At 38.2% G+C, this 22,048-nt stretch carries 17 protein-coding genes; 13 read left to right on the top strand and 4 right to left on the bottom strand.

Annotated features, from left to right (window positions below; all coding sequences use genetic code 11):
- Positions 1 to 159: 159 nt before the first annotated feature.
- Positions 160 to 1,062, top strand: a complete 903-nt coding sequence (locus AC4PG5_RS10425) for an OmpA family protein (RefSeq protein WP_492028823.1) — start codon at positions 160 to 162, stop codon at positions 1,060 to 1,062.
- Between the two features lie 55 nt (positions 1,063 to 1,117).
- On the opposite strand, the gene AC4PG5_RS10420 is transcribed toward AC4PG5_RS10425, so the two are convergent.
- On the bottom strand, positions 1,118 to 2,011 hold the full coding sequence (locus AC4PG5_RS10420) for a DMT family transporter (protein WP_492028822.1): 894 nt from the start codon (positions 2,009 to 2,011) through the stop codon (positions 1,118 to 1,120).
- 229 nt (positions 2,012 to 2,240) lie between these two features.
- Between AC4PG5_RS10420 and susR the strand changes: the two genes are divergently transcribed.
- From susR to AC4PG5_RS10385, 7 genes are all read left to right on the top strand, one after another.
- A complete protein-coding gene (gene susR / locus AC4PG5_RS10415; RefSeq protein WP_492028821.1) occupies positions 2,241 to 3,836 on the top strand; it encodes a SusR family glycan utilization regulator in 1,596 nt (531 codons plus the stop codon).
- 212 nt (positions 3,837 to 4,048) lie between these two features.
- The gene (locus AC4PG5_RS10410) at positions 4,049 to 7,012 is read left to right on the top strand and encodes a SusC/RagA family TonB-linked outer membrane protein (protein WP_492030744.1); all 2,964 of its coding nucleotides are present in this window, start codon (positions 4,049 to 4,051) and stop codon (positions 7,010 to 7,012) included.
- Positions 7,013 to 7,033: 21 nt separating this feature from the next.
- Positions 7,034 to 8,725, top strand: coding sequence for a RagB/SusD family nutrient uptake outer membrane protein (locus tag AC4PG5_RS10405; protein ID WP_492030743.1), 1,692 nt, complete (start codon positions 7,034 to 7,036; stop codon positions 8,723 to 8,725).
- A 110-nt stretch (positions 8,726 to 8,835) separates the two neighbouring features.
- Positions 8,836 to 10,110, top strand: coding sequence for a histidine-type phosphatase (locus AC4PG5_RS10400; RefSeq protein WP_492028820.1), 1,275 nt, complete (start codon positions 8,836 to 8,838; stop codon positions 10,108 to 10,110).
- Between the two features lie 257 nt (positions 10,111 to 10,367).
- On the top strand, positions 10,368 to 13,199 hold the full coding sequence (leuS, locus tag AC4PG5_RS10395) for a leucine--tRNA ligase (protein ID WP_492028819.1): 2,832 nt from the start codon (positions 10,368 to 10,370) through the stop codon (positions 13,197 to 13,199).
- Between the two features lie 15 nt (positions 13,200 to 13,214).
- Positions 13,215 to 14,132 carry a YitT family protein gene (locus AC4PG5_RS10390; RefSeq protein WP_492028818.1) on the top strand — a complete coding sequence of 306 codons (918 nt, stop codon included), beginning with the start codon at positions 13,215 to 13,217 and terminating at the stop codon, positions 14,130 to 14,132.
- Between the two features lie 2 nt (positions 14,133 to 14,134).
- Positions 14,135 to 14,719, top strand: a complete 585-nt coding sequence (locus tag AC4PG5_RS10385; RefSeq protein ID WP_492028817.1) for a non-canonical purine NTP diphosphatase — start codon at positions 14,135 to 14,137, stop codon at positions 14,717 to 14,719.
- A gap of 52 nt (positions 14,720 to 14,771) precedes the next feature.
- Here the strand turns inward: AC4PG5_RS10385 and AC4PG5_RS10380 are convergent, their stop codons facing one another.
- A complete protein-coding gene (locus tag AC4PG5_RS10380) occupies positions 14,772 to 16,484 on the bottom strand; it encodes an ATP-binding cassette domain-containing protein (RefSeq protein WP_492030742.1) in 1,713 nt (570 codons plus the stop codon).
- Positions 16,474 to 17,514 carry a nucleotidyltransferase family protein gene (locus tag AC4PG5_RS10375; RefSeq protein WP_492028816.1) on the bottom strand — a complete coding sequence of 347 codons (1,041 nt, stop codon included), beginning with the start codon at positions 17,512 to 17,514 and terminating at the stop codon, positions 16,474 to 16,476. Before AC4PG5_RS10375 ends, AC4PG5_RS10380 begins: the two co-directional genes overlap by 11 nt.
- A gap of 125 nt (positions 17,515 to 17,639) precedes the next feature.
- Here AC4PG5_RS10375 and AC4PG5_RS10370 point away from each other — a divergent pair, with 125 nt between their 5' ends.
- The 5 genes from AC4PG5_RS10370 to AC4PG5_RS10350 are packed head-to-tail and all read left to right on the top strand — an operon-like array spanning position 17,640 to position 20,137.
- Complete coding sequence (locus tag AC4PG5_RS10370; protein ID WP_492028815.1) at positions 17,640 to 17,765, top strand: hypothetical protein; 126 nt, start codon at positions 17,640 to 17,642, stop codon at positions 17,763 to 17,765.
- Complete coding sequence (locus AC4PG5_RS10365) at positions 17,765 to 18,607, top strand: hypothetical protein (protein WP_492028814.1); 843 nt, start codon at positions 17,765 to 17,767, stop codon at positions 18,605 to 18,607. Before AC4PG5_RS10370 ends, AC4PG5_RS10365 begins: the two co-directional genes overlap by 1 nt.
- Complete coding sequence (locus AC4PG5_RS10360) at positions 18,604 to 19,455, top strand: sulfotransferase domain-containing protein (RefSeq protein WP_492028813.1); 852 nt, start codon at positions 18,604 to 18,606, stop codon at positions 19,453 to 19,455. Before AC4PG5_RS10365 ends, AC4PG5_RS10360 begins: the two co-directional genes overlap by 4 nt.
- 6 nt (positions 19,456 to 19,461) lie before the next feature.
- Complete coding sequence (locus AC4PG5_RS10355; protein ID WP_492028812.1) at positions 19,462 to 19,737, top strand: PqqD family protein; 276 nt, start codon at positions 19,462 to 19,464, stop codon at positions 19,735 to 19,737.
- A gap of 55 nt (positions 19,738 to 19,792) precedes the next feature.
- On the top strand, positions 19,793 to 20,137 hold the full coding sequence (locus AC4PG5_RS10350) for a lasso peptide biosynthesis B2 protein (protein ID WP_492028811.1): 345 nt from the start codon (positions 19,793 to 19,795) through the stop codon (positions 20,135 to 20,137).
- On the opposite strand, the gene cysC is transcribed toward AC4PG5_RS10350, so the two are convergent.
- Positions 20,124 to 22,040: an adenylyl-sulfate kinase gene (gene cysC, locus AC4PG5_RS10345; protein WP_492028810.1), complete on the bottom strand. Its 1,917-nt coding sequence runs from the start codon at positions 22,038 to 22,040 to the stop codon at positions 20,124 to 20,126. The genes AC4PG5_RS10350 and cysC overlap by 14 nt on opposite strands.
- Between the last annotated feature and the right edge of the window lie 8 nt (positions 22,041 to 22,048).

Raw genomic sequence — 22,048 nt, 5'->3', positions numbered from 1 at the left:
AAGATTAGTCCATGCGGTCCAATCGGTTAGCTTTAGGAAACTCACAGAATGCCATATAGAATTAAAAATGGTTACACATTGCTAATAAACTTACCAATCCCATAACTTTTGTGTAACTTTGCTTTGTTTTCAAGTTGTAACACTTAAAAAGCCAGAGTTATGAAACGTAATATTCTAATCTTTTCCTTATCACTCCTAACCACCGGTTTATTATTCACCGGTTGTGTCACCAAAAAACAGTTTACCGGTCTACAAGACGATTATAGCAAATTGCAAACTGAGAATAACGAACTTAAAAAGAGCTATCAAGATGCTCAAATTCAATTAGCCGAATGCCGTACAAGCGGCAAAAGTCTGGAAGAACGTATTGTTGAAGCTAAAAGAAACAATGAAGAGCTTCGTGCCTCTTATGCGGCATTACAAGGCTCACTCGACAAAAGTTTAAGTCAGAATTCTCAAGGCAACGTCAATATCTCTAAATTGGTCGATGAGATCAATGCCTCCAATCGCTTTATCAAACAGTTGGTACAGACCAAGAGCAAATCAGACTCACTGAATCTCGTCCTATCGAACAACCTCACCCGTTCTTTAAGTCGCGAAGAATTGAAAGAAGTCGACATACAAGTCCTAAAAGGGGTTGTTTATATCTCCTTAGCGGACAATATGCTCTATAAATCGGGAAGCTACGAGATCAATAGCAGAGCCGACGAGACCTTGAGCAAGATTGCTAAAATCATCACGGATTACAACGACTACGAAGTGCTGATCGAAGGAAATACCGACACCGACCCGATCTCACGTCCTAACATTCGCAACAACTGGGATTTAAGTGCACTGCGTGCCTCATCGGTGGTACAAGCCCTACAAAATAAATATGGCGTTGACCCGAAACGATTGACAGCGGCCGGTCGTGGCGAATATAATCCGGTGACCGACAATAACTCGGCTGTGGGTAAACAACGTAATCGTAGAACACAAATCATCATCACTCCAAAATTGGATCAGTTTATGGAATTGATCGATAAAGCGCCAGAATCATCGGAAACTTCGAATAACGAATAAAAAGATCATCTAACACAAGTGCTCTAATCGAAAGTATAGAAAAATGGGCTGAAAATCATTTAAAGGTTTTCAGCCTTTTTTTTTGCCCCCAATAAACCCCACCAATGATACAAGCGGCACCAACCAAAGCCACACCGGTGATCCGTTCATTGAGAATCAGCACCGAAGCAATCATCGTCACTAATGGATTGAGATAGATATAATTGGAGGAAAGTACTGTACCGAGCTGCTTCAATACGACATTCCAAAGGATATAGCAAACCAACGACGCTAAAAGACCTAAAAAAAGAAGGTTACCCCATACGATAGGGGACAGCAAAACCTCCCAATGCAAAGGTGTGGGATGAATTAAGAACATCGGAAGAACGGTGAGTAAACCATAGAAAAAGATCTTACGTGTCATAAACACGGTAGAATATCGCCCAGTCATCTTTCGAATGATCAGACTATAGAACGCCCACGATAAGGCAGCAAGCAACGTGAGCATATCCCCCAGCGGATTGATCTGAAGAATAAAACTCCCATTAAAGATAACGAGTCCGACCCCAAAAAGAGCCAGCAACGAGCCGCCCATCAATCGGCGACTAATCCGTTCATCCCGATAACAAACTCTCGACAGTAAAATGGTCAACAGAGGTGCGGTACAGATCAAAAAGGCAACGTTCGACGTTTGTGTTATCTCCAACGCGGTATTCTCAGTGATAAAGTAGAACGAACCACCAAAAACCCCACCGGCCATCAGCCATAGTTCATCTTTTAGGTTAGAAGCGAGAAGACGTTTAGGCGAAACAAACCAGATTCCGAGATAAGCGATCAGGAAACGAAGTACGAAGATCGTCTGAGGCGATAAACCATTGGTTATTAAAACCTTTGTAGAAATAAAGGTCAACCCCCAAATGGTGACCGTCAGAATAGCAATCAGATGATAATGCAGCAACCGTAGCTTCATGCGATGTAGGTATTGAACGGCAACAAAGATAGATGAAAATAATCAAGAGAAAGCATCTTGAAAGATAAAGTTCGTGCGATGAGCCGATTATTAAGTTAGAAAAGGCATGGCTTATTCAACCGAAAAAAGAGAAAAGAGAATAAATGTATTATCTTTGCGCCCATCCAGATTTTAATTATCCGTTAACGCTATGCAAAACAACTCCTTTTTCCTCATACTTTTTTTTCTAATGACTTTGACAGCCTGTCAAAACGATAAGAATTTTAAAAAGGAGACTAAACGCCAACTAGATGAGCTGGATCAAGTTTTGAGAAATAAAGCGCAGTATGAGAGCACGAAAGAGATTCAGCTAAACACCATTAAACAACTGTTGCCGAATTGTCAATCGCCCGAGGAGCAATACAATGTACTCGATAGGCTGTACGGCGAATATTACTATTACAACAACGATTCCGCATTCCTGTATGCCAATATCAAGCGACAAATCGCCACTGAGAAACAACTCAAAAACGTTTTTGTCGATAGCAATCTCGATTGGGTCGAGATTCACCTCATTGCAGGTATGTATAAAGAGTGCTTCGACATCTTAAACCAAGTGGTCCCCGACCTGTCGGATACCCTACACCTCACTCGATACTATTATTTAAATCGATCGCTTTATCGGGCTATGGCCTCCGTCTCCATCGAAGATTCTCTGAAACAATATTATACTCGAAAAGGGCTTACTTTTTTAGAAAAGAGAAAGGCGGCTTTACGCCCCAACACCATCGATTATTTCTATTCACAGATGGAAAGGCTGCAAAATCAAAAACAGTTTAGAGAAGCCATTGCCCTAGCTAACCAAGAATTACAGTCGCCAACCCTTACTCTAAAAGAAAAAGCCGTGGCGGCCTATTTGCTTGGATCAACCTATGATACTTGGAATAAAACGGAAGAAGCAGTCTATTACTATGCATCGAGTGCTATTTACGATGTCAAGATCGCTACACACAAACACTCTTCTCTGCAGCGTCTGGCCGAATTACTATTCGCCAAAGGGGAAATTGAGCGTGCGTATAGCTATATGAATTATGCCATGAACGACGCCCTATGTGTAAATTCTCGCGTCAACATTCATTACATCAGTCAGCTCTTGCCTCTCATCCAACAAGCGCACGATAAGCTGATGGAGGAAAAACGCATTCAACTCCATCTGTTAATAACCATCATCAGTGTATTATTAGTAACCTTATTGATAGCGGTTTATATTGTTCATAAAAGTAAGAAGAAGGTGACGGAGTCGAAGCTGATTCTAGATAAGATGAACGCCGAATTACTGACTCTAAACGAAAAGTTGACCGCAATTAATCTGAGTTTAACCGAATCGAACAATATCAAAGAAGCGTACATCGGCTATTACATGGATTTATGTTCGGCCTATATGAATAAAGTGGAAGAATATAGGAACGAACTGAACCAAGTCCTCCGAACCGAAGGGATGAATGCGCTAACCAAAGTCATCAGACAACCGTCGCTAGATAAAGATGAGATCGACCATTTTTATCAAAATTTCGATGTGACCTTTCTAAAAATCTACCCCAACTTTGTCAACCAGTTTAACGACTTATTATTAAAGGATAAACAGATTGAGTTGAAAAATGGAGAGTTACTCAATACCGAACTAAGGGTCTTTGCACTCATTCGTCTTGGCATTAACGATTCATTAAAAATCGCTGAATTCCTCCGCCGTTCACCATCTACTATTTATAATTATCGGGTGAAGTACAGAAACGGAGCAGTCAACAACCGGGACGATTTTGAAAATCAGGTTCGTCAAATCGGCTAAAAAACCGCCTAAGTAAAAGAAAAACTTTCAAAACCCACTACTAAAACGAGATTTTACAGACAACACAAATAATTGTAAACCAACTTATTACTATTAAAATCGCACTACTTTTTTCTCAAAACGCTCGTTTTGAGCTCTTTTTTCTCTCTACTTTTGCCGCCATCGATTTAAGACTAAAAGGATCGACTTATTTGTTCCTCAAATTCTAATTTATTATGGGTAAAAAACAGTCTAATGGCGGAAAAACGCGCTTTATGTTATGTTTGCTACTGAGCATTCTACTCTCGGCAAACATGTATGCACAACAACTCCTCGTTAAAGGTCACATTAAAGATGCAACCGGAGAACCGATCATCGGTGCTAACGTGGTAGAGAAAGGAACTACCAACGGAATGATGACCGATATGGACGGAAATTTCGAACTACAAGTTAAACCGAATGCTATGCTCGTTGTGAGTTACATCGGATATACCACTCTCGAGATGAAAGCTCAAAAACAGATGACCATCTTGTTGAAAGAAGATACACAGATGCTCAATGACGTCGTAGTCATAGGCTACGGAGCGGTTAAGAAATCGGATGCAACCGGTTCGGTCATCGCACTTAAGCAAGATAAAATCGGTCAGCAAACTTCTGCTCAAGACGCTTTGGTAGGCAAAGTGGCCGGTGTAAATGTGGTGGCCGGAAGCGGTGCACCCGGATCGGGTGCAACGATTCGTATTCGTAGCGGAGCCTCTCTCTCGGCATCGAACGATCCGTTGATCGTCATCGATGGCATTCCGGTTGACAACTCGGGCATTGTAGGAGCCGGTAATGTGATCGGTTCAATCAACCCGAACGATATTGAGACTTTTACGGTACTAAAAGACGCGTCTGCTACAGCTATCTACGGATCAAGAGCATCGAATGGAGTTATTATCATCACAACTAAAAAAGGAGCAGACGGCGGAGTCAAAATGAATTATACCGGAAACTTCTCGGTAGGTTCAATCACAAAGAAAATGGACGTCTTATCGACCGATGAGTTCAAATCGTTCGTACCAACGGTTACCGGGGTACCAACACAACCACAATTTGGTGGAGCAACAACCGATTGGCAAAACGAAATCTATCGCACAACCATAGGACAAGAACATAACTTCTCGCTCTCAGGAGCAGTTAATAAGCAAACGCCTTATAGAGTTTCTTTAGGCTATACCAATCAAGATGGTATTATCAAGACAAACAATTATCAACGCTTCACAGCTTCAGGAGGCATTGGTTCCACATTCTTCGACAACCATCTCAAGATCGATCTTAATGCTAAATATTCAAAAGAAAATAATCATCAGGTTTCCGATGGTGTAGTCGGTAGCGCTGTTAGCTACGACCCAACACGTCCCGTGAAAACAGGAAGTGCCACCGCAACAACCGATCCGGGACTAGGTTACTTCATTTGGATGAACGGCAATTCACCAATGGCTATCCAAGCTGATAATCCCGTTGCCGTATTAGAACTCACTCAAATGAAAAATGAAGTTAGCCGTTTCATGGGTAACATGACTGCTGATTATAAAGTACATGGTTTCGAAGATTTGCATCTTAATCTGAACATGGGATATGACGGGCTAACCGGCACATTCAACAAAGCGGTTCCAGAATTAGCCGGCATGATGTATACACAAAATCAGAAAAATGGTACCGGACTTCAAGACTATGCGAAGCAAGAGAAACGTAATACTTTGCTCGACCTTTATGCGAACTACACCCACACCTTTGCAGAAAAGCACGATTTAAATATTATGGGAGGATATGGATGGCAACATTTCTGGAAACGCCAAAACTCAATCACCAATGATACCAAAGGAGCTGAGTTAGCTTCTCCTAAACATTATGAATCGGAGTACTACTTACTATCGTTTTATGGACGTGCAAACTACACTTTTGCCGATCGCTATATGATTACCGCTACTTTACGCTCTGATGCTTCTTCTCGTTTCAATCCAAACAACCGCTGGGGAATCTTTCCTTCAGTAGCTTTAGGATGGAGAATTAATCAGGAAAATTGGCTAAAAGACTCAGAAATTGTATCGGACTTAAAACTTCGTTTAAGCTATGGAGTCACCGGACAGCAAGATATTATCAACGATTACCCATACATGAGTACCTTTACCGTATCTTATCCGGAGTCGTGTTATCAGTTTGGTGATCAATGGTATCATACTTACCGTCCGAACGGATATGACTTCGACATCAAATGGGAAACAACCACAACTTACAATGTCGGCATCGATTTTGGTTTTCTTAAAAACCGAATATATGGTTCGATAGATGTCTATAAGCGTTATACTAAAGACCTATTAAATAAGATCAATGTCATAGCGGGGACAAATTATGCTCCGGTACTATTTACCAACATTGGTCGAATGGAAAATAGTGGAGTGGAGATCTCTCTGAATGCCGTACCTGTACATACCAAAGACTGGGAATGGACTGTCGGTATGAATTACACTCGTTCCAATTCAAAAATCACCAAATTAAATGTTGTTGACTCAAATGCCAGCTTCGTGGAAACCGGATTTATTTCGGGAACGGGTAAATATGTTCAGGTTTTCATGGTAGATGAAACTCCTTACACGTTCTATTTGGCTAAACAAGCTTATGATGACAACGGCAAACCATTAGAGGGACAATATACACAACCTGACGGTAGCGTTTCAACCACAGAATCTCGTTATGCCACAAAGAAAAGTGCTTTACCGCACACGTTGTTAGGTCTGAACACAAAGGTTAATTACAAAAATTGGGATTTAGTGATCAACGGGCATGGGGCTTTTGGAAATTATATCTACAACTTTGTAGCAGCCGACCAATATAAAGAACAGGTTTATAGCGACCAAGGCTCTTATTCTAATATTTTGAAGCGAACTATGGATAACGGTTTTAATCAACAGCGTTTGTATACCGATTATTTCCTTGAAAACGGATCGTTCTTCAGAATTGATAACATCTCTTTAGGATATACCTTTAAGAGAGTGTGGAACTCAACTAACACTCTAAGAGCCAACTTTAGTGTACAAAATGTAGCACTGATAACCTCATATAGCGGTATGGATCCTGAAATATACCAGGGAATAGACAAAGAAATTTATCCAAGACCTCGTACGTTTACACTGGGATTGAACTTAACTTTTTAATCGATAGAATCAATGAAAACAATGAAACATACTATACAACGTTCGATTGCTCTACTAGCAATAGGGATGTCACTTCTCGTGACCTCTTGCTTGAACGACTTAGATACTCTTCCTCTAGACAACAATCAATTGGTCGGCGAACAAGTTTACAAAACATCGGAAGGTTATGTCGGTGTTTTAGCTAAATGTTATGCCTCACTCATACAAACCGGTCAGCAAGGTGGTGATGGCGGTAATGGCGATCTTGAAGGAGCTAATGAAGGTTATTCAGGTTATGTCCGCTGTCTGTTCTACCTCGAAGAGCTTTGCACGGATAACTTTTTAATGCCTTCAAGTTCGAATGGCCTTCGTAACTGTCTTAACATGACTTGGACAGCTTCAAACACTAGTGTCATTAAGTGGACTTATCAACGCTTATATATGAGTATCGCTTACTGTAATGAGTTCTTAAGAGAATGCACAGAAGAGAAACTAAAAAGTCGCGGACTATACGATGAAATGAAAGATGAATATAGCTATTACCGCGCTGAAGCTGCATTTATTCGCGCTTATTGCTATGCACAATTATGCGACTTATATGGAGCGGTACCTTATATCGACGAACAAACTAAGGTGAAAGATATTCCTGAACAATGGAGTAGAGAAGCTATCTTCGACTTTACGACCAACGAGTTGATCAGACTTCAAAACGAACTCAAAAAAGCTGGACAGAATGAATATGGACGGGTCGATCAAGCGGCCGCATGGTTTCTTCTTTCTAGAATGTATCTGAATGCTGAAACATGGATTGGCAGAAACGAATATCAGAAAGCCTACGATTATGCCAAGAAAATTATTGATTCTAAGGCTTACCCATTAGATAAAGATTATCGCCACATTTTCTTAGCAGACAATGATCAATGTAGCGAGATTATTTGGCCATTGGTTCAAGATGGACTGAAAGCACAGAGCTCTGCCGGTACAAACTTTTATGTTAAAGCTTTTGTAAACGGCCCAATGAACGAATTGTACCAAACAGGAGTTGGATCGAAAGGATGGGGAAATGTCAGAGCAAAAACCAACTTGGTCAACGCTTTCGACTCCAAAGATGTGGTTTTCGATCGAGCAGATACTTGGGGAAACCAAAAGAATGATAAACGGGCACTATTCATGACTGCACTTAACGGACAGAAAAAAGAAACTTGGGACGATAATGAGAAAATGACTAGTACCTTTACTTGTGGATATGGTTACATCAAATGGAGAAACGTGACGAAAGAAGATCAAATTTGCGCTTCAGGCGATACCTATACTTCAATCGATTTTCCTCTTTTCCGTACCGGTGAAGTTTACCTAAATGCAGCTGAAGCCATCCTCAGAGGAGCAAAAGCCAACGATTCGGAAGCATTGAATCTCATTAATGAAATCAGAACTCGGGCATACATGAGTGATGGTTATGCACAAACCGGAATCAAATCGGATGTATCGGGAAAGATTGCCGCTCAAGAATTGACTCTAGACTTTCTTCTAGCTGAACGTCAAAGAGAAATGGCTTCGGAACTCATTAGACGAACCGATCTGATTCGCTTCAATAAATTTACAGCCAACAATGATTGGGATTGGAAAGGTGGTACTAGACTTGGGAAAAGCATAGACCAGATTTATACACTCTTCCCCATTCCGGATAGTGAAATGACTAATAACCCTAAGCTTAAACAAAATAAAGGATACTAACAATATCCTCTTATTAACAATCCAAATATTAATAATTTCTGATGATTCTCTTCTGAATGTTCGTGTGATACAAATGTTCAGAAGAGATAATCTTAAGTAAACACAACGACATGAGAATTTTAACGACACTTTTTTTTCTATTCCTTTCAATAAACTGTATTGATGCACAAACCACGATTAAAGAACTTTACAGTGACCTTAACAAAACGGGAAGTGTATATTACGCTTATCCAACTGCATCTATTAAGGAGACTCCTGCTCCAGAAGGTTATGAACCGTTCTATATCTCACACTATGGACGACATGGTTCCCGTTATCTGATTAGCGACAAAGATTACAATACTTATGTTCAGTTGTTAGGCAAAGCCGATTCATTAGGAATACTAACGGTAAAAGGAAAAGAAGTGCTCAAAAAGCTCATCATCATAGCTAAAGATGCTGAAGGACAAGGAGGAGAATTGACTCCACTTGGTTTTCAACAACATCAAAACATTGCCAACCGAATGTTTCACCGTTTTCCTGAGGTTTTTAAACATCGCAAACAAATTAATGCTTGTTCAACAGTCGTTATCCGCTGTGCCTTAAGCATGGCTAAATTCTGTGAGACTTTAAAAGGATTGGATCCTCATTTGGATATCCATTTGGGGTCAGGCGAACGCTATATGCAATATTTAAACTTCTGGAATGAAGAAGCATGTGCATTTACTTCCTCTTCTTCAACATGGAGAAAAGATTTCGAAGCCTTTAAGAAAAAACAGATTCAACCAGATCGGCTCATTCATTTGTTAATTTCTGATCAGGCCTTCATAAACAATCACATCGAGAACAAAAATGACTTTATGATGGGAATGTATTGGATCGCCTCTGATCTTCAGAACGTAAAATTAGACCTCTCTCTTTATGATATATTTGAAAAGAAAGAGTTAGTCGATATCTGGCAAGTCATCAATTATGAGCATTACATGCAAAGCGGTGCTCATCCACTAAGTACAAAGCCTATTTTACAAACCTATATTCCACTGATGAACAATATTCTGGAATCGGCCGATAAAGCGATTAAAGGAGGCCATATAGCTGCCAATCTACGTTTTGGACATGACGGAAATGTCATGCCTTTAGTGAGCTTCTTAGCTTTTGAATCGTTCTGCAATAAAGAAACAAATCCAGAGTTATTTTATAAAGCCTGGAGCGATTTCAAAGTGGTACCCATGGCGGCTAATGTACAACTCATCTTTTATCGTCACAAAACGAATAAAGACATAATAGTTAAGTTTCTACTCAATGAAAACGAAGTCAACATCCCAATAAACAGCAACCAAAAACCGTATTATCATTGGGCCGACGTAAAACAGTTTTATAAAAAGAAAATTCAAAGTTTAAGATAATCCTTCCCCCACCCCACGACCTCACCGAATCATTAATATTCAGAGATCGTGGGGTTCTTTTTTAGTACCCTTTCTTTATCTTCTCTATAATCTTTCATTTCAATCATTTAATCTTCCTTTTTTGATCGAAATCGCACGATACTCCCTCACCACAAAGGTTTTTCATACATCCGTGTGGTAATCTGAAAATATTCACGTAAATTTGTTGCCTCAAACAAAAATACGTATAAATCACTATAAATAAAAAGATTATCGCTATGGAGTATAATTTCAGGGAGATCGAAAAAAAGTGGCAAAAGAATTGGGTAGACCATAAGACCTACCAAGTGACGGAAGACGAATCAAAACAAAAATTTTATGTCCTCAATATGTTTCCTTATCCTTCGGGAGCAGGACTTCACGTTGGACACCCATTAGGTTACATCGCTTCTGATATTTATGCTCGTTATAAGCGATTGCAAGGCTTTAATGTTTTGAATCCAATGGGATACGATGCTTATGGCCTTCCGGCCGAACAATATGCGATTCAAACCGGCCAACACCCTGCAATAACTACAGTCAACAATATCAATCGCTATCGTGAACAGTTAGATAAAATAGGATTCTGTTTCGACTGGAATCGCGAGATACGGACTTGTGATCCGGAATATTATCATTGGACGCAATGGGCATTCATGAAGATGTTCAATAGCTACTATTGTAACCAAGCCAAACAAGCTCGCCCTATTGATGAACTCATTGAAGTTTTCAAGACTTCCGGAACAGCCGGATTAGACATCGCATGTAGCGAAGAACTAACCTTTAGCGCTGAAGAATGGAACGCTAAAACAGAGAAAGAACAACAAGAAATATTAATGAACTATCGAGTAGCCTATTTAGGTGAAACAATGGTAAACTGGTGTCCGGAGCTCGGAACAGTGTTGGCCAATGACGAAGTAGTCGACGGCGTTTCAGAACGCGGTGGATATCCGGTGGTTCAGAAAAAGATGCGTCAATGGTGTCTGCGCGTATCAGCTTATGCACAACGCCTGCTCGACGGATTAGATACAGTCGATTGGACCGATTCATTGAAAGAGACTCAACGCAACTGGATTGGTCGTAGTGAAGGAGCGGAAATGAACTTCAAAGTGAAAGATTCTGATCTGGAATTTACCATCTTCACAACTCGTGCCGATACCGTTTTTGGAGTTACATTCATGGTTTTAGCACCGGAAAGCGAATTAGTCGCTCAGCTGACCACCACCGAACAACAAGCGGAGGTAGAAGCTTACCTTGAAAAAACAAAAAAACGCACTGAACGCGAACGTATCGCCGATCGTAGTGTGAGTGGCGTGTTCTCAGGAAGTTATGCCATTAACCCATTGACCAACGAAGCCATTCCGGTCTGGATTAGTGATTATGTTTTGGCTGGATATGGCACAGGAGCTATCATGGCAGTACCGGCACACGACAGTCGCGACTATGCGTTTGCTAAACACTTCAATTTAGAAATCCGTCCCCTAATCGAAGGGGCTGATGTCAGTGAAGAGAGTTTTGACGCTAAAGAAGGCATCATGATGAATTCTCCTCTTCCGGGTGCTCCTGAAGGAGGACTAGTGTTGAACGGTCTAACCATCAAAGAAGCGATTGCTAAAACCAAAGAATATATCCACACCACAGGATTAGGTCGTGTGAAAGTCAACTTCCGTTTACGCGATGCTATTTTCTCGCGTCAACGTTATTGGGGAGAGCCATTCCCTGTATATTACAAAGAGGGTATGCCATACATGATCGATGAAAGCTGTTTACCACTCGAATTACCGGAAGTTGCCAAATTCTTGCCCACAGAAACCGGTGAGCCTCCATTAGGTCATGCAACTCAATGGGCTTGGGATACAGTGAATAAACGCGTCGTGGAGAACACAGCCATTGACCATGAAACTATTTTCCCGATCGAACTCAATACCATGCCTGGATTTGCAGGTTCTTCGGCTTATTATTTGCGTTACATGGATCCACGCAACTCTAAAGCCTTGGTCGATGAAAAAGTGGATCAATATTGGAGAAACGTCGATTTATACGTCGGAGGAACCGAACATGCTACCGGCCACTTGATTTATTCGCGTTTCTGGAATAAATTTTTGCACGACTTGAAGGTCTCTTCTGTTGAGGAACCATTCCAAAAATTAGTCAATCAAGGAATGATACAAGGGCGTAGTAATTTTGTTTATCGCATTAAGGATACCAATACTTTTGTTTCTCTCCACTTGAAAGATCAATATGAAGTCACTCCTATTCACGTGGATGTGAATATCGTATCCAATGATTTCTTAGATCTTGAAGCCTTCAAAGCATGGCGTCCGGAATATACTACAGCCGAATTTATCCTTGAAGATGATAAATATGTTTGCGGATGGGCAGTCGAGAAGATGAGTAAATCCATGTTTAATGTGGTTAACCCGGATATGATTGTCGATAAATATGGCGCTGATACTTTACGTATGTATGAAATGTTCCTCGGCCCCATTGAGCAATCTAAACCTTGGGATACTAATGGCATTGATGGGGTACATCGCTTTATCCGTAAATTCTGGTCACTCTTCTACAATCGCAATAACGAATATACGGTGGTTGACGAAGCAGCCAGCAAAGAGGAATTGAAAGCATTACATAAACTGATCAAGAAAGTGACTTTCGACATCGAACAGTTCTCATACAATACTTCAGTCAGCGCATTCATGATTTGCGTCAATGAATTATTCACGCTGAAATGTAGTAAGAAAGAAGTACTCGACCAATTGATCATCGTTTTAGCTCCATTTGCTCCACACGTTTGTGAAGAGTTATGGCAGACGCTTGGTCACGACACCTCTGTATGTGACGCACAATGGCCCACTTTCAACGAGGATTATCTGAAAGAAGATACCATCAATTATACCATTTCGTTCAATGGTAAAGCTCGATTCAATATGGAATTTTCAGCAGATGCAACCTCAGAAGCTATTCAAGCAGAAGTTTTAGCCGACGAACGTTCACAAAAATGGACTGAGGGTAAAACACCGAAAAAAGTCATTGTCGTTCCTAAGAAGATTGTTAATATCGTTATTTAAAATAAGAAATAATTCATGCAAACATTAGAAAAGGCTAAAGTGATGAGGGAGGTAAAAGACTACTTTTACATTACTCTCGGATTGATCAGTTATTCTTTAGGTTGGGCTGCTTTTTTACTGCCCTACCAGATCACCACCGGAGGAGTTACCGGTATCGGAGCGATCATATACTATGCTACCGGCTTCCCGATCCAATGGTCGTATTTTATCATAAATGCCGTTTTAATGACTTTTGCCATTAGAATATTAGGCCCCAAGTTTAGCATAAAAACGACGTATGCCATCTTTATGATGACTTTTCTGCTTTGGTCTTTGCAACTATTGGTCAATACCTATGCAACAGTACCTGATGTCACTCCCGATGGACGCCCCCTATTGCTAGGAGTTGGTCAAGACTTCATGGCATGTATCATTGGTGCCGCCATGTGTGGTATCGGACTAGGCATTGTTTTTAACTACAATGGAAGTACTGGAGGAACAGATATTATCGCAGCGATAGTCAACAAATATAGAGATGTCTCTCTAGGGCGAATGATCATGATTTGCGACGTATTTATCATCGGATCGTGTTATTTCATTTTCCATGACTTGCGACGGGTCATCTTTGGTTTTGTCACCTTATTTATCATCGGTGTCGTACTTGACTGGATCATAAATAGTGCACGTCAATCGGTTCAATTTCTCGTATTTTCTCAAAAATACGATGAAATAGCTGATAAAATCATTAAAGACACGCATCGAGGAGTAACAGTTCTCGATGGTACAGGATGGTATAGCAAAAATGAAGTAAAAGTATTAATCGTATTAGCAAAAAAGAGACAATCTTTGACTATTTTTCGACTGATCAAAAACATTGATCCCAATGCTTTCATTTCACAAAGTTCGGTTATAGGTGTCTATGGCGAAGGATTCGATCAACTTAAAGTCAAGTAAGAATGGCAAAGCGTAAACTTGTGTTTGCAACCAATAACGCACACAAACTACAGGAAGTGAGCGACATTTTAGGAGATCAAATTGATCTTTTAAGCTTGAAAGATATAAACTGTAATACCGATATAGACGAAACGGGGATAACCCTTGAGGAAAATGCATCCTTAAAATCTTCGTTTGTTTATAAAAACTTTCAGATCGATTGTTTTGCTGATGATACGGGACTAGAAGTAGAAGCTTTAAATGGCGAACCTGGTGTTTATTCTGCGCGCTACGCCGGAGATAACCACGACTCAGAAGCCAATATGCAGAAGCTTTTGGACAACCTCAATAATAAAACCAATCGAAAGGCACGATTCCGAACCGTTATTTCTTTAATTATGGACGGCAAAGAACTCTTTTTTGAAGGAATTATTGAAGGAGAAATTACCAAAGAAAAACAAGGTCATTCTGGATTCGGATATGACCCGATCTTCCAACCCGATGGCTATCACGAAACTTTTGCCGAGCTAGGTGAAGACATCAAAAATAAAATCAGTCATCGCTCTATTGCAGTAAATAAACTCTGTAAATATCTTCGTGAATTATAATTAAACAAAGGGGCTGTTAATGACGGCCCCTTTGTTTAATCTGTATATACACTTAACTCCGTTTATATTCATCCAAATCGATTACTGCATCAAAAAAAGATTGTAGATAGCGATGATGCGTAACAAAAACAATAGTTACCTCTTCTTTTAGATGAGTTAAGCAGTCAACTATGATCTGTTCATTTTCAGCATCAAGAGAGGAAGTCGCTTCATCAAGTAGCAGTAGCTGAGGTTTTCGTAACAAAACCCTTGCCAATGCCAATCGCTGACGTTCACCTCCAGAAAAATGAAATTGATAATTAGAAATAACCGTATCCAAGCCATCCTTCTGCCTCATAATTAAATCATAAGCATTAACTGACCTCAACACCTCTTCTATTTCACGGTCCACAAAAGGATAAACTGTATCCCAAAGTATGTTCTCTCTGATACTTCCATCGATGAAAAAAGAATCTTGAGGCAAATACCCCATCTTCTTTCTCCATGCCGCCCATTTTTTATCAGTCAACAGATAATCGTCTACTGTAATCGTACCCGATTCAGGAGGTTGCAGACCAGCTAAAATATCAATCAAAGTTGTCTTACCACTACCTGAATTTCCTAATATCCCGGTGATTCGATTAGCCGGTATCGCCATATTAAAATCAACAAATAAAGGATGATCATATCCAAAATTTAGATGACTTACAACGATTTCTTTTTCCAAATTCACCTCATCTGTCTCCCACTCCATATCCTTTATAGACTGCATCGAGTCTAAATCAAGATCAAGATCAAAGATTAATTCAACCGAAGCGGCATTGGCACACAACAGATTTAGGTCATTATTCAGACTAACAAACTGAGGGAAGATTCGACTAAACAATAAAATCAATATTAATAACAGTGAAAAAGACAAATGAAAATAAGTATATGCCACATAAATCATCCCAATCAAGGATAAGATTCCTAAGAGCATAAACCACAATGTGGAAATGGCTCTGTTATAAACCAATTTATTTTGAAAGCCAATCATCTTCAAGTTAGATTCATTAAACTTTTTCAAATAATACTCTTCAGAATGATGCACCTTAGCCACTTTAATTGTACCCCAGAAGTCGTCAATACGTTTCAACACATCTTTAAACACGACAATATTAGCACGCCCTAAACGTCCGGACTTTTTAAAATAACTTCGCAACACAAACAAAATCACGGCACTCAACACCAATACAAATAAAGTGAACCAGATGGAAAGAAAACAAGCAATAACCAAATGCGATAAAATAAATAACGTTTTAGTTATCAACCCCAAATAAAAACTATAATAAGTAGCCATTTTAGGAACCTCTGTCGTAAGGATTTGTATATGACTATGTTTACTCCTTTTATTAAAAAAACGCCATTCACTATTTATTATTTTACTAAAAAGCCGTTGCCGTATTTCGTAAGAGAACCCTTGTTGATAGGAAGATTGCAAGACAGATTGCCAATAATTGAGCACCACAACCCAAAGGAGCAAACCTAAAAAGAAAAATAAAACAGTAGAAAGAGTAATGGTTAAGCCACATACCTCTGTCAGTTGACTAAAAAATTTAGCCCACTTATTATCCAAACCTCCATTCATCTTCGGATCTAAAAGAGCCAACAATGGAATTAACAAAACGATGGATACTCCTTGACTTAACGATTGAAGTATAGTTACAATAAATAAAATAATAAGTTTGATCGGATGATAACGAAAAAACAAATTAAAGCTGTATAAAATAAATTTATTATTTAACACGTAGTAATCTCCTCTTAATAAAACTATAGGGTCTATAAAAATAATACATAAACATCGGTAAATTTCGATTTTCCAAATCACCTTGTCGGACCAACAGTCCACTGATACTTTCTATTTTATACGACCATTGTGGGAATAACAGGAGCATATAATATCTCCCTATCAACAAATCTCTAACCGTTAGATTCACAATATCCAGCTTATTTATAAATTTTTGAGGATATGAAATTATAAAATGAGGAGGGGTTATAGATGGAGCAAAGGAAATATTTTTTTTAAAATAAATAATCAACAAGGCATTAGTCTGCGCAACCACTCTTTCTGCTTTAAACAAATGAACCAAATCATTAAATCGCTCTACATCTATATCAGATAAAGGATACTCATTGATATCAACCAACCATTTCAATCTTCCCCAAGCATGTTTGGCCCCATGAAGCATCAAATAAAGTAGTTCAAGTTCTGGGTTCAAAATCATAAAGGTTCTATTAAATACAGTTACAGAACTTAGGTTTTGACGAACAACTTTTAAAAGCTGTTCCTGTTTTATGGGTACTTGTTGTAACAACGTCCAATGTAATTCAACACAGAATTTTATCTCTTTATTATACAAAACCACATGATGCAAATGTTTTTTAACCCATTCTTGTTTATTCTTCTTTTTAGGCCATACCCCACTTTCTAGAAAATGAAATCCATTCTCTTCTAGTTGAACTAAAGCCAAACTAAGATCTTTCAAATCAATAAGTAGATCAATATCATGAGAGAAACGGACAGAAGCATCACCATATAGTTTATAAGACAAAAGCGGACCTTTGATTGAGACGTATGAAACATTGTTTTTTGAAAGCAGATCGGTTACAAAAAGAAATTTTTTAACTCGATCCAATAACTCAACTTTTTCTGCCAAAAAAGAACTACCGCTACTCGAATTAAACCACCGATCTATTTGCTGATGACTCAAACGGTGACGATCATATAAATATTGACGAGTATAATTTATCTCTTTTGAAAGATCTTTATTTTCCATATTGAGCAATTATAATTAATTAACAAACAAATCGTATGTTTTTTTGTTTTAAAAATAAAAAAATAGAGCATTTTAAAGAATTAAATTACTATTTTTAACCAATTATTAACTTTAAAAGAAATATTATGGAAGAAAGAACCAAACAAAAGCTAGAATGGATCACTCCGGAAATCATTGATTTGGATATAGAAAAAACTTCAAAAGTTTATCATGCTGATGAATCTTACACTACTGGCGTAGGACCGAGCTAATGAATTATTCCTTTCCTCTAGATGAAACTGACATTCAAATAGTTAACCAGCCATTTGAATCTATTGAAAAGTCTATATTCAAAACGGAAAGACTTCTCATTAACGAACATGAACTAAGTCTAAGGATTGAGAATGTGGCATCATATAAGGTAAAGAATGGGAGTAATATCCTTATATATCCAGAATACAATGCCGACCATGATTCTATACAACTCTTCCTTAGTGGTTCTATTTTAGGAGCTGTATTACATCAAAAAGAAGACGTTATCCCTTTTCACGGGAGTTCGTTTAGCTATCACGGAAAATCTTTCATGATCTGCGGACATTCGGGAGTAGGGAAATCGTCTGTTGTAGCTGCTTTTTGCAAAAATGAAGGCTTATTAATCAACGACGATATCACTCCAATACAAATAATTAATCGGGATATACATATTCTTCGTTTAAAAACAAGGATAAAATTATGGGATGATGCGATAAATCTATTGCAACTACAAAATGAGAAAACAACAAAAATCAGACCGTTGTTGGAAAAATATTATATTGAGTCGTTTGAAAAAAATAATCAAATATCCGATCAACCTTTACATACGATTATCATCTTAAAGACACACAATGAAGATAAATTTAAAACCGAAATTCCTAGCGGTGTAGATAAATTCGAGCTTCTCAGAAAAAACATTTATCGAAGAATCTACCTAAAAGGCATGCCTCAAACGGAAAAAAAATATTTTCAAGAATTAATTAAAATAGGCAATTCATTAAACGTTATTGTGGTTTATAGACCCAAATTAAGTCATGCATTAACTACAATGGAATATATTCGCCAACACATCCTCAAATGAAAAATATTTTTTGGTTAGTCTCATATCCTAAATCCGGAAATACATGGTTTCGTATGTTTTTGGCAAATTACCTTGCTAATGCATCGGATCCATTACCTTTAAACGAGATTAAAGAAACAGCGATATCGAGCAGTGCTTTAGATTTTGAAGAATTTATCGGGCTCAACCCTTTTGAACTTACACCTGATGAAGTGGATTTATATCGCCCGGAACTATATCGGATGCTATCAAATAATAGTAACGACATCATTTACAAGAAAACACATGATGCCTATACTTATAATGATCAAAAAGTAGCTCTTTTTCCTAAAGATATTAGCATCGGAGCTGTTTACTTTGTACGTAACCCTCTAGACGTATGCATCTCTTACGCTAATTACAACTCTTCAAACGTTGAAAAAACGGTTCAGTTGATAAATGATGAAAATGCAACTATTGCGGGAAAAAAAACAGGCCAACTCAGACAAAAGCTTTTATCTTGGCAAGAGCATTATATGAGCTGGAACAATCAAACCAATATTCCGATACATCTAGTAAGATATGAAGATATGAAGCGTCAACCGATATCGACATTCAAAGGTATTATTCAATTCTTACAACTCGATTATGATGAAGATCGCTTAAAAAAGGCCATTTCGAATAGTGATTTTAATTTATTGAAAGAAATGGAAAATACTCAAGGATTTAGTGAAAGAACACAAAAGTGCAAACATTTTTTCTGGAAAGGAACCATTTGCAATTATCAGAAATACCTATCTGAAGAACAAGTGGAAACGATTATTAAAACGAATCAAATAGCTATGAGAGAACTGAATTACATGGATACAAACGGGAAATTAACCTTATAAAAAAGCATGGAAAAAATATATAAAAAATCAGAATTAGTAGAAGGACAACTGGATGACAACCAAATTATTATGGACATCGAAAGAGGAAAATACTTTGGACTAAATAGTCTTGGAAGAAAAATATGGGAATTATTGGAAACGCCTCTCACTTTAGATGAAATCATAAATAGATTACTCTCTGAATACCAAGTCAGCGAAGAAGTTTGCTATAAAGAAGTCAGTTCTTTTATTAATAAAGCCATCTTATTGGGTATTATAGAAAAGCGTGAAGAAAATATATAAGATCTTTAAAATCAATTCGAGAGAGAGGCAACTCTTTTTTGAAGCCTCTCTTTGGATGTTTTACTACAAAATATTACTTTGTTTCTTTTCGTTCAAATATTGTATAAAGAAAAATAAGAAAAGAGAATTTTCAAATCAGCCTCCCGACGACGCCTTATTAAAAGAAATACGCACAGCCATTTATAGAGCAAATCTATTGGCTGTGTGGAAAAACAAATGCCTTGTGATCTCCTTAGCTGCCAGAAAGATGGTCGAAAAAAGAGGGATAGCTTCCACGATGCATTTTGGAGTTAGATTTGTTCATGCGAAACAACTTGAAGCTCATGCTTGGTTAACTGTTGGCGACTTTTATATTACCCAAAGCTGGACAGATAACCATCAAGAATTTACTTTCCAATAAATTGTTTTTCCTTAAATAGATAATTTAAAATATACTCTGCTGATTCATCAGGGGATAAAATTGTAGTATCTAAATGTAACAAGGGCGTTTGTGGTATCTCATACGGTGCATCTATACCCGTCATCCCAGTGAACGCTCCTAATAAAAATTTCCGATACAAGCCCTTAGGATCCCTCTGTTTACAAACTTCAATGTCAGCGTCAACGTAAACTTCAAGAAAACCATTACCGATAATTTGAGCAGCCATTTGTCGATCCGATTCATAAGGAGATATAAAGGCGGCAATAACCATTAATCCGGCATTATTCATCATTTTGGCCACCTCAGCTGCCCTACGAATATTTTCCGAACGATCTTCAGGAGAAAAACCAAGATCTGAATTTAACCCATTCCTTAATTCATCACCATCTAATACATAATTCTGAATGCCTCTCTCTCGCAATTTTTTTTCAAGTAAACGCGATATGGTCGATTTACCTGCTCCGCTAAGTCCTGTTAACCAAATCGTAGTAAAGCTTTGTTTATTTTCCGAACGATCGGTTGAAGAAACTAAATCCCCACTCCCTATTTTACGGTCAGATGGTTCCAAAACAATGCCGGCACCACTCGTAGAATGACTATTTCTGTCAATTAACACAAACGCCCCCATTGTTCTATTCTTTTCAAAAGAATCATAAACCAGAACCTGTTTCAAGATCAATTCTACCTCTCCAATGTCGTTTAAAGATAAATTATCGGTCGCCAAATGAGTTAACTCATTAAGATCATATTTATATAAAACACGTTTAATCTGTACAGGAATACACTGAGTATTGCTTTTCAACAAATACTCTTTCCCCTCCCGTAAAGGAGAATCATTCATCCAAACAATCTTCGATTTCAAAATATGATTCATTAATGGATTATAACCTTGCTTCACCAATACTGATCCACGCATGATATCCAACTCCTCTTCCATCGTTAATACAATAGGCATAGAAACAAAGGCTTCATCAATAGATTCTTTATATCCTTCTATTGATTTAATTTTAGTCTTTCTCTTTGAAGGAAGAACCATCACCTCATCCCCTCGCCTAACACTTCCGGAAACAACACTCCCCGCATAACCTCTAAAAAATGAATTAGAACGAAGAACATATTGTACGGGGAAACAAAAATCATCTTTATTCAATTTCTTATCCAATGTAATGCTTTCCAAATGGCTTAACAGAGGAAGTCCCCTATACCAAAGCATCTCTTGGGTTGAATGAACCACATTCTCCCCTGTTAAAGCCGAAATTGGTATAAAATAAATGGAAGTGGCATTTATCTTTTTTGAAAAAGAAAGGTACTCCTGACAAATTTTATCGTAAACCCTTTGATTATAGTTCACTTTATCCATCTTATTGATCACCACTATAATCGTTCTAATTCCCATAATTGTTGCAATGAGACTATGTCTTCGAGTTTGTTTTTTTACCCCATTTTCAGCATCAACTAAAATAAGAGCCGCATCACATTGAGAAGCCCCGGTTGCCATGTTACGTGTATATTGTTCATGTCCTGGAGCATCACAAATAATAAAAGCCTTTTTTTCTGTAGAAAAATAGCGATAAGCAACATCAATTGTTATTCCTTGCTCACGTTCAGCTCGTAAGCCATCGGTCAACAATGATAAATCAATTTCATTTTGAGTAGTATTAAACACTTTAGAATCTTCATAAATAGATTCTAAATGATCTTTATAAATTAAATGAGAATCATATAACAAACGACCAATTAAAGTCGATTTACCATCATCAACACTACCCGCAACCAATAATCGCAACATCTCTTTTTCTTCATGTCGCTTCAAATAAGCAGATAAATCTTGAATGATAAAATCCTGCTCTCTAACAATATAATCAATAACAGCTCTCTTCATGAATCAAT

The organism is Bacteroides sp. QWL-09, assembly GCF_058683585.1.
This window is presented reverse-complemented; position numbering and strand designations above follow the sequence as displayed.

Bases quoted from the DNA above. Each gene is read 5' to 3' on its own strand.
- AC4PG5_RS10425 (WP_492028823.1), top strand. From the start codon at position 160: ATGAAACGTAATATTCTAATCTTTTCCTTATCACTCCTAACCACCGGT.
- AC4PG5_RS10420 (WP_492028822.1), bottom strand. From the start codon at position 2,011: ATGAAGCTACGGTTGCTGCATTATCATCTGATTGCTATTCTGACGGTC.
- susR (WP_492028821.1), top strand. From the start codon at position 2,241: ATGACTTTGACAGCCTGTCAAAACGATAAGAATTTTAAAAAGGAGACT.
- AC4PG5_RS10405 (WP_492030743.1), top strand. From the start codon at position 7,034: ATGAAACATACTATACAACGTTCGATTGCTCTACTAGCAATAGGGATG.
- AC4PG5_RS10400 (WP_492028820.1), top strand. From the start codon at position 8,836: ATGAGAATTTTAACGACACTTTTTTTTCTATTCCTTTCAATAAACTGT.
- leuS (WP_492028819.1), top strand. From the start codon at position 10,368: ATGGAGTATAATTTCAGGGAGATCGAAAAAAAGTGGCAAAAGAATTGG.
- AC4PG5_RS10390 (WP_492028818.1), top strand. From the start codon at position 13,215: ATGCAAACATTAGAAAAGGCTAAAGTGATGAGGGAGGTAAAAGACTAC.
- AC4PG5_RS10385 (WP_492028817.1), top strand. From the start codon at position 14,135: ATGGCAAAGCGTAAACTTGTGTTTGCAACCAATAACGCACACAAACTA.
- AC4PG5_RS10375 (WP_492028816.1), bottom strand. From the start codon at position 17,514: ATGGAAAATAAAGATCTTTCAAAAGAGATAAATTATACTCGTCAATAT.
- AC4PG5_RS10370 (WP_492028815.1), top strand. From the start codon at position 17,640: ATGGAAGAAAGAACCAAACAAAAGCTAGAATGGATCACTCCGGAAATC.
- AC4PG5_RS10365 (WP_492028814.1), top strand. From the start codon at position 17,765: ATGAATTATTCCTTTCCTCTAGATGAAACTGACATTCAAATAGTTAAC.
- AC4PG5_RS10360 (WP_492028813.1), top strand. From the start codon at position 18,604: ATGAAAAATATTTTTTGGTTAGTCTCATATCCTAAATCCGGAAATACA.
- AC4PG5_RS10355 (WP_492028812.1), top strand. From the start codon at position 19,462: ATGGAAAAAATATATAAAAAATCAGAATTAGTAGAAGGACAACTGGAT.
- AC4PG5_RS10350 (WP_492028811.1), top strand. From the start codon at position 19,793: ATGTTTTACTACAAAATATTACTTTGTTTCTTTTCGTTCAAATATTGT.
- cysC (WP_492028810.1), bottom strand. From the start codon at position 22,040: ATGAAGAGAGCTGTTATTGATTATATTGTTAGAGAGCAGGATTTTATC.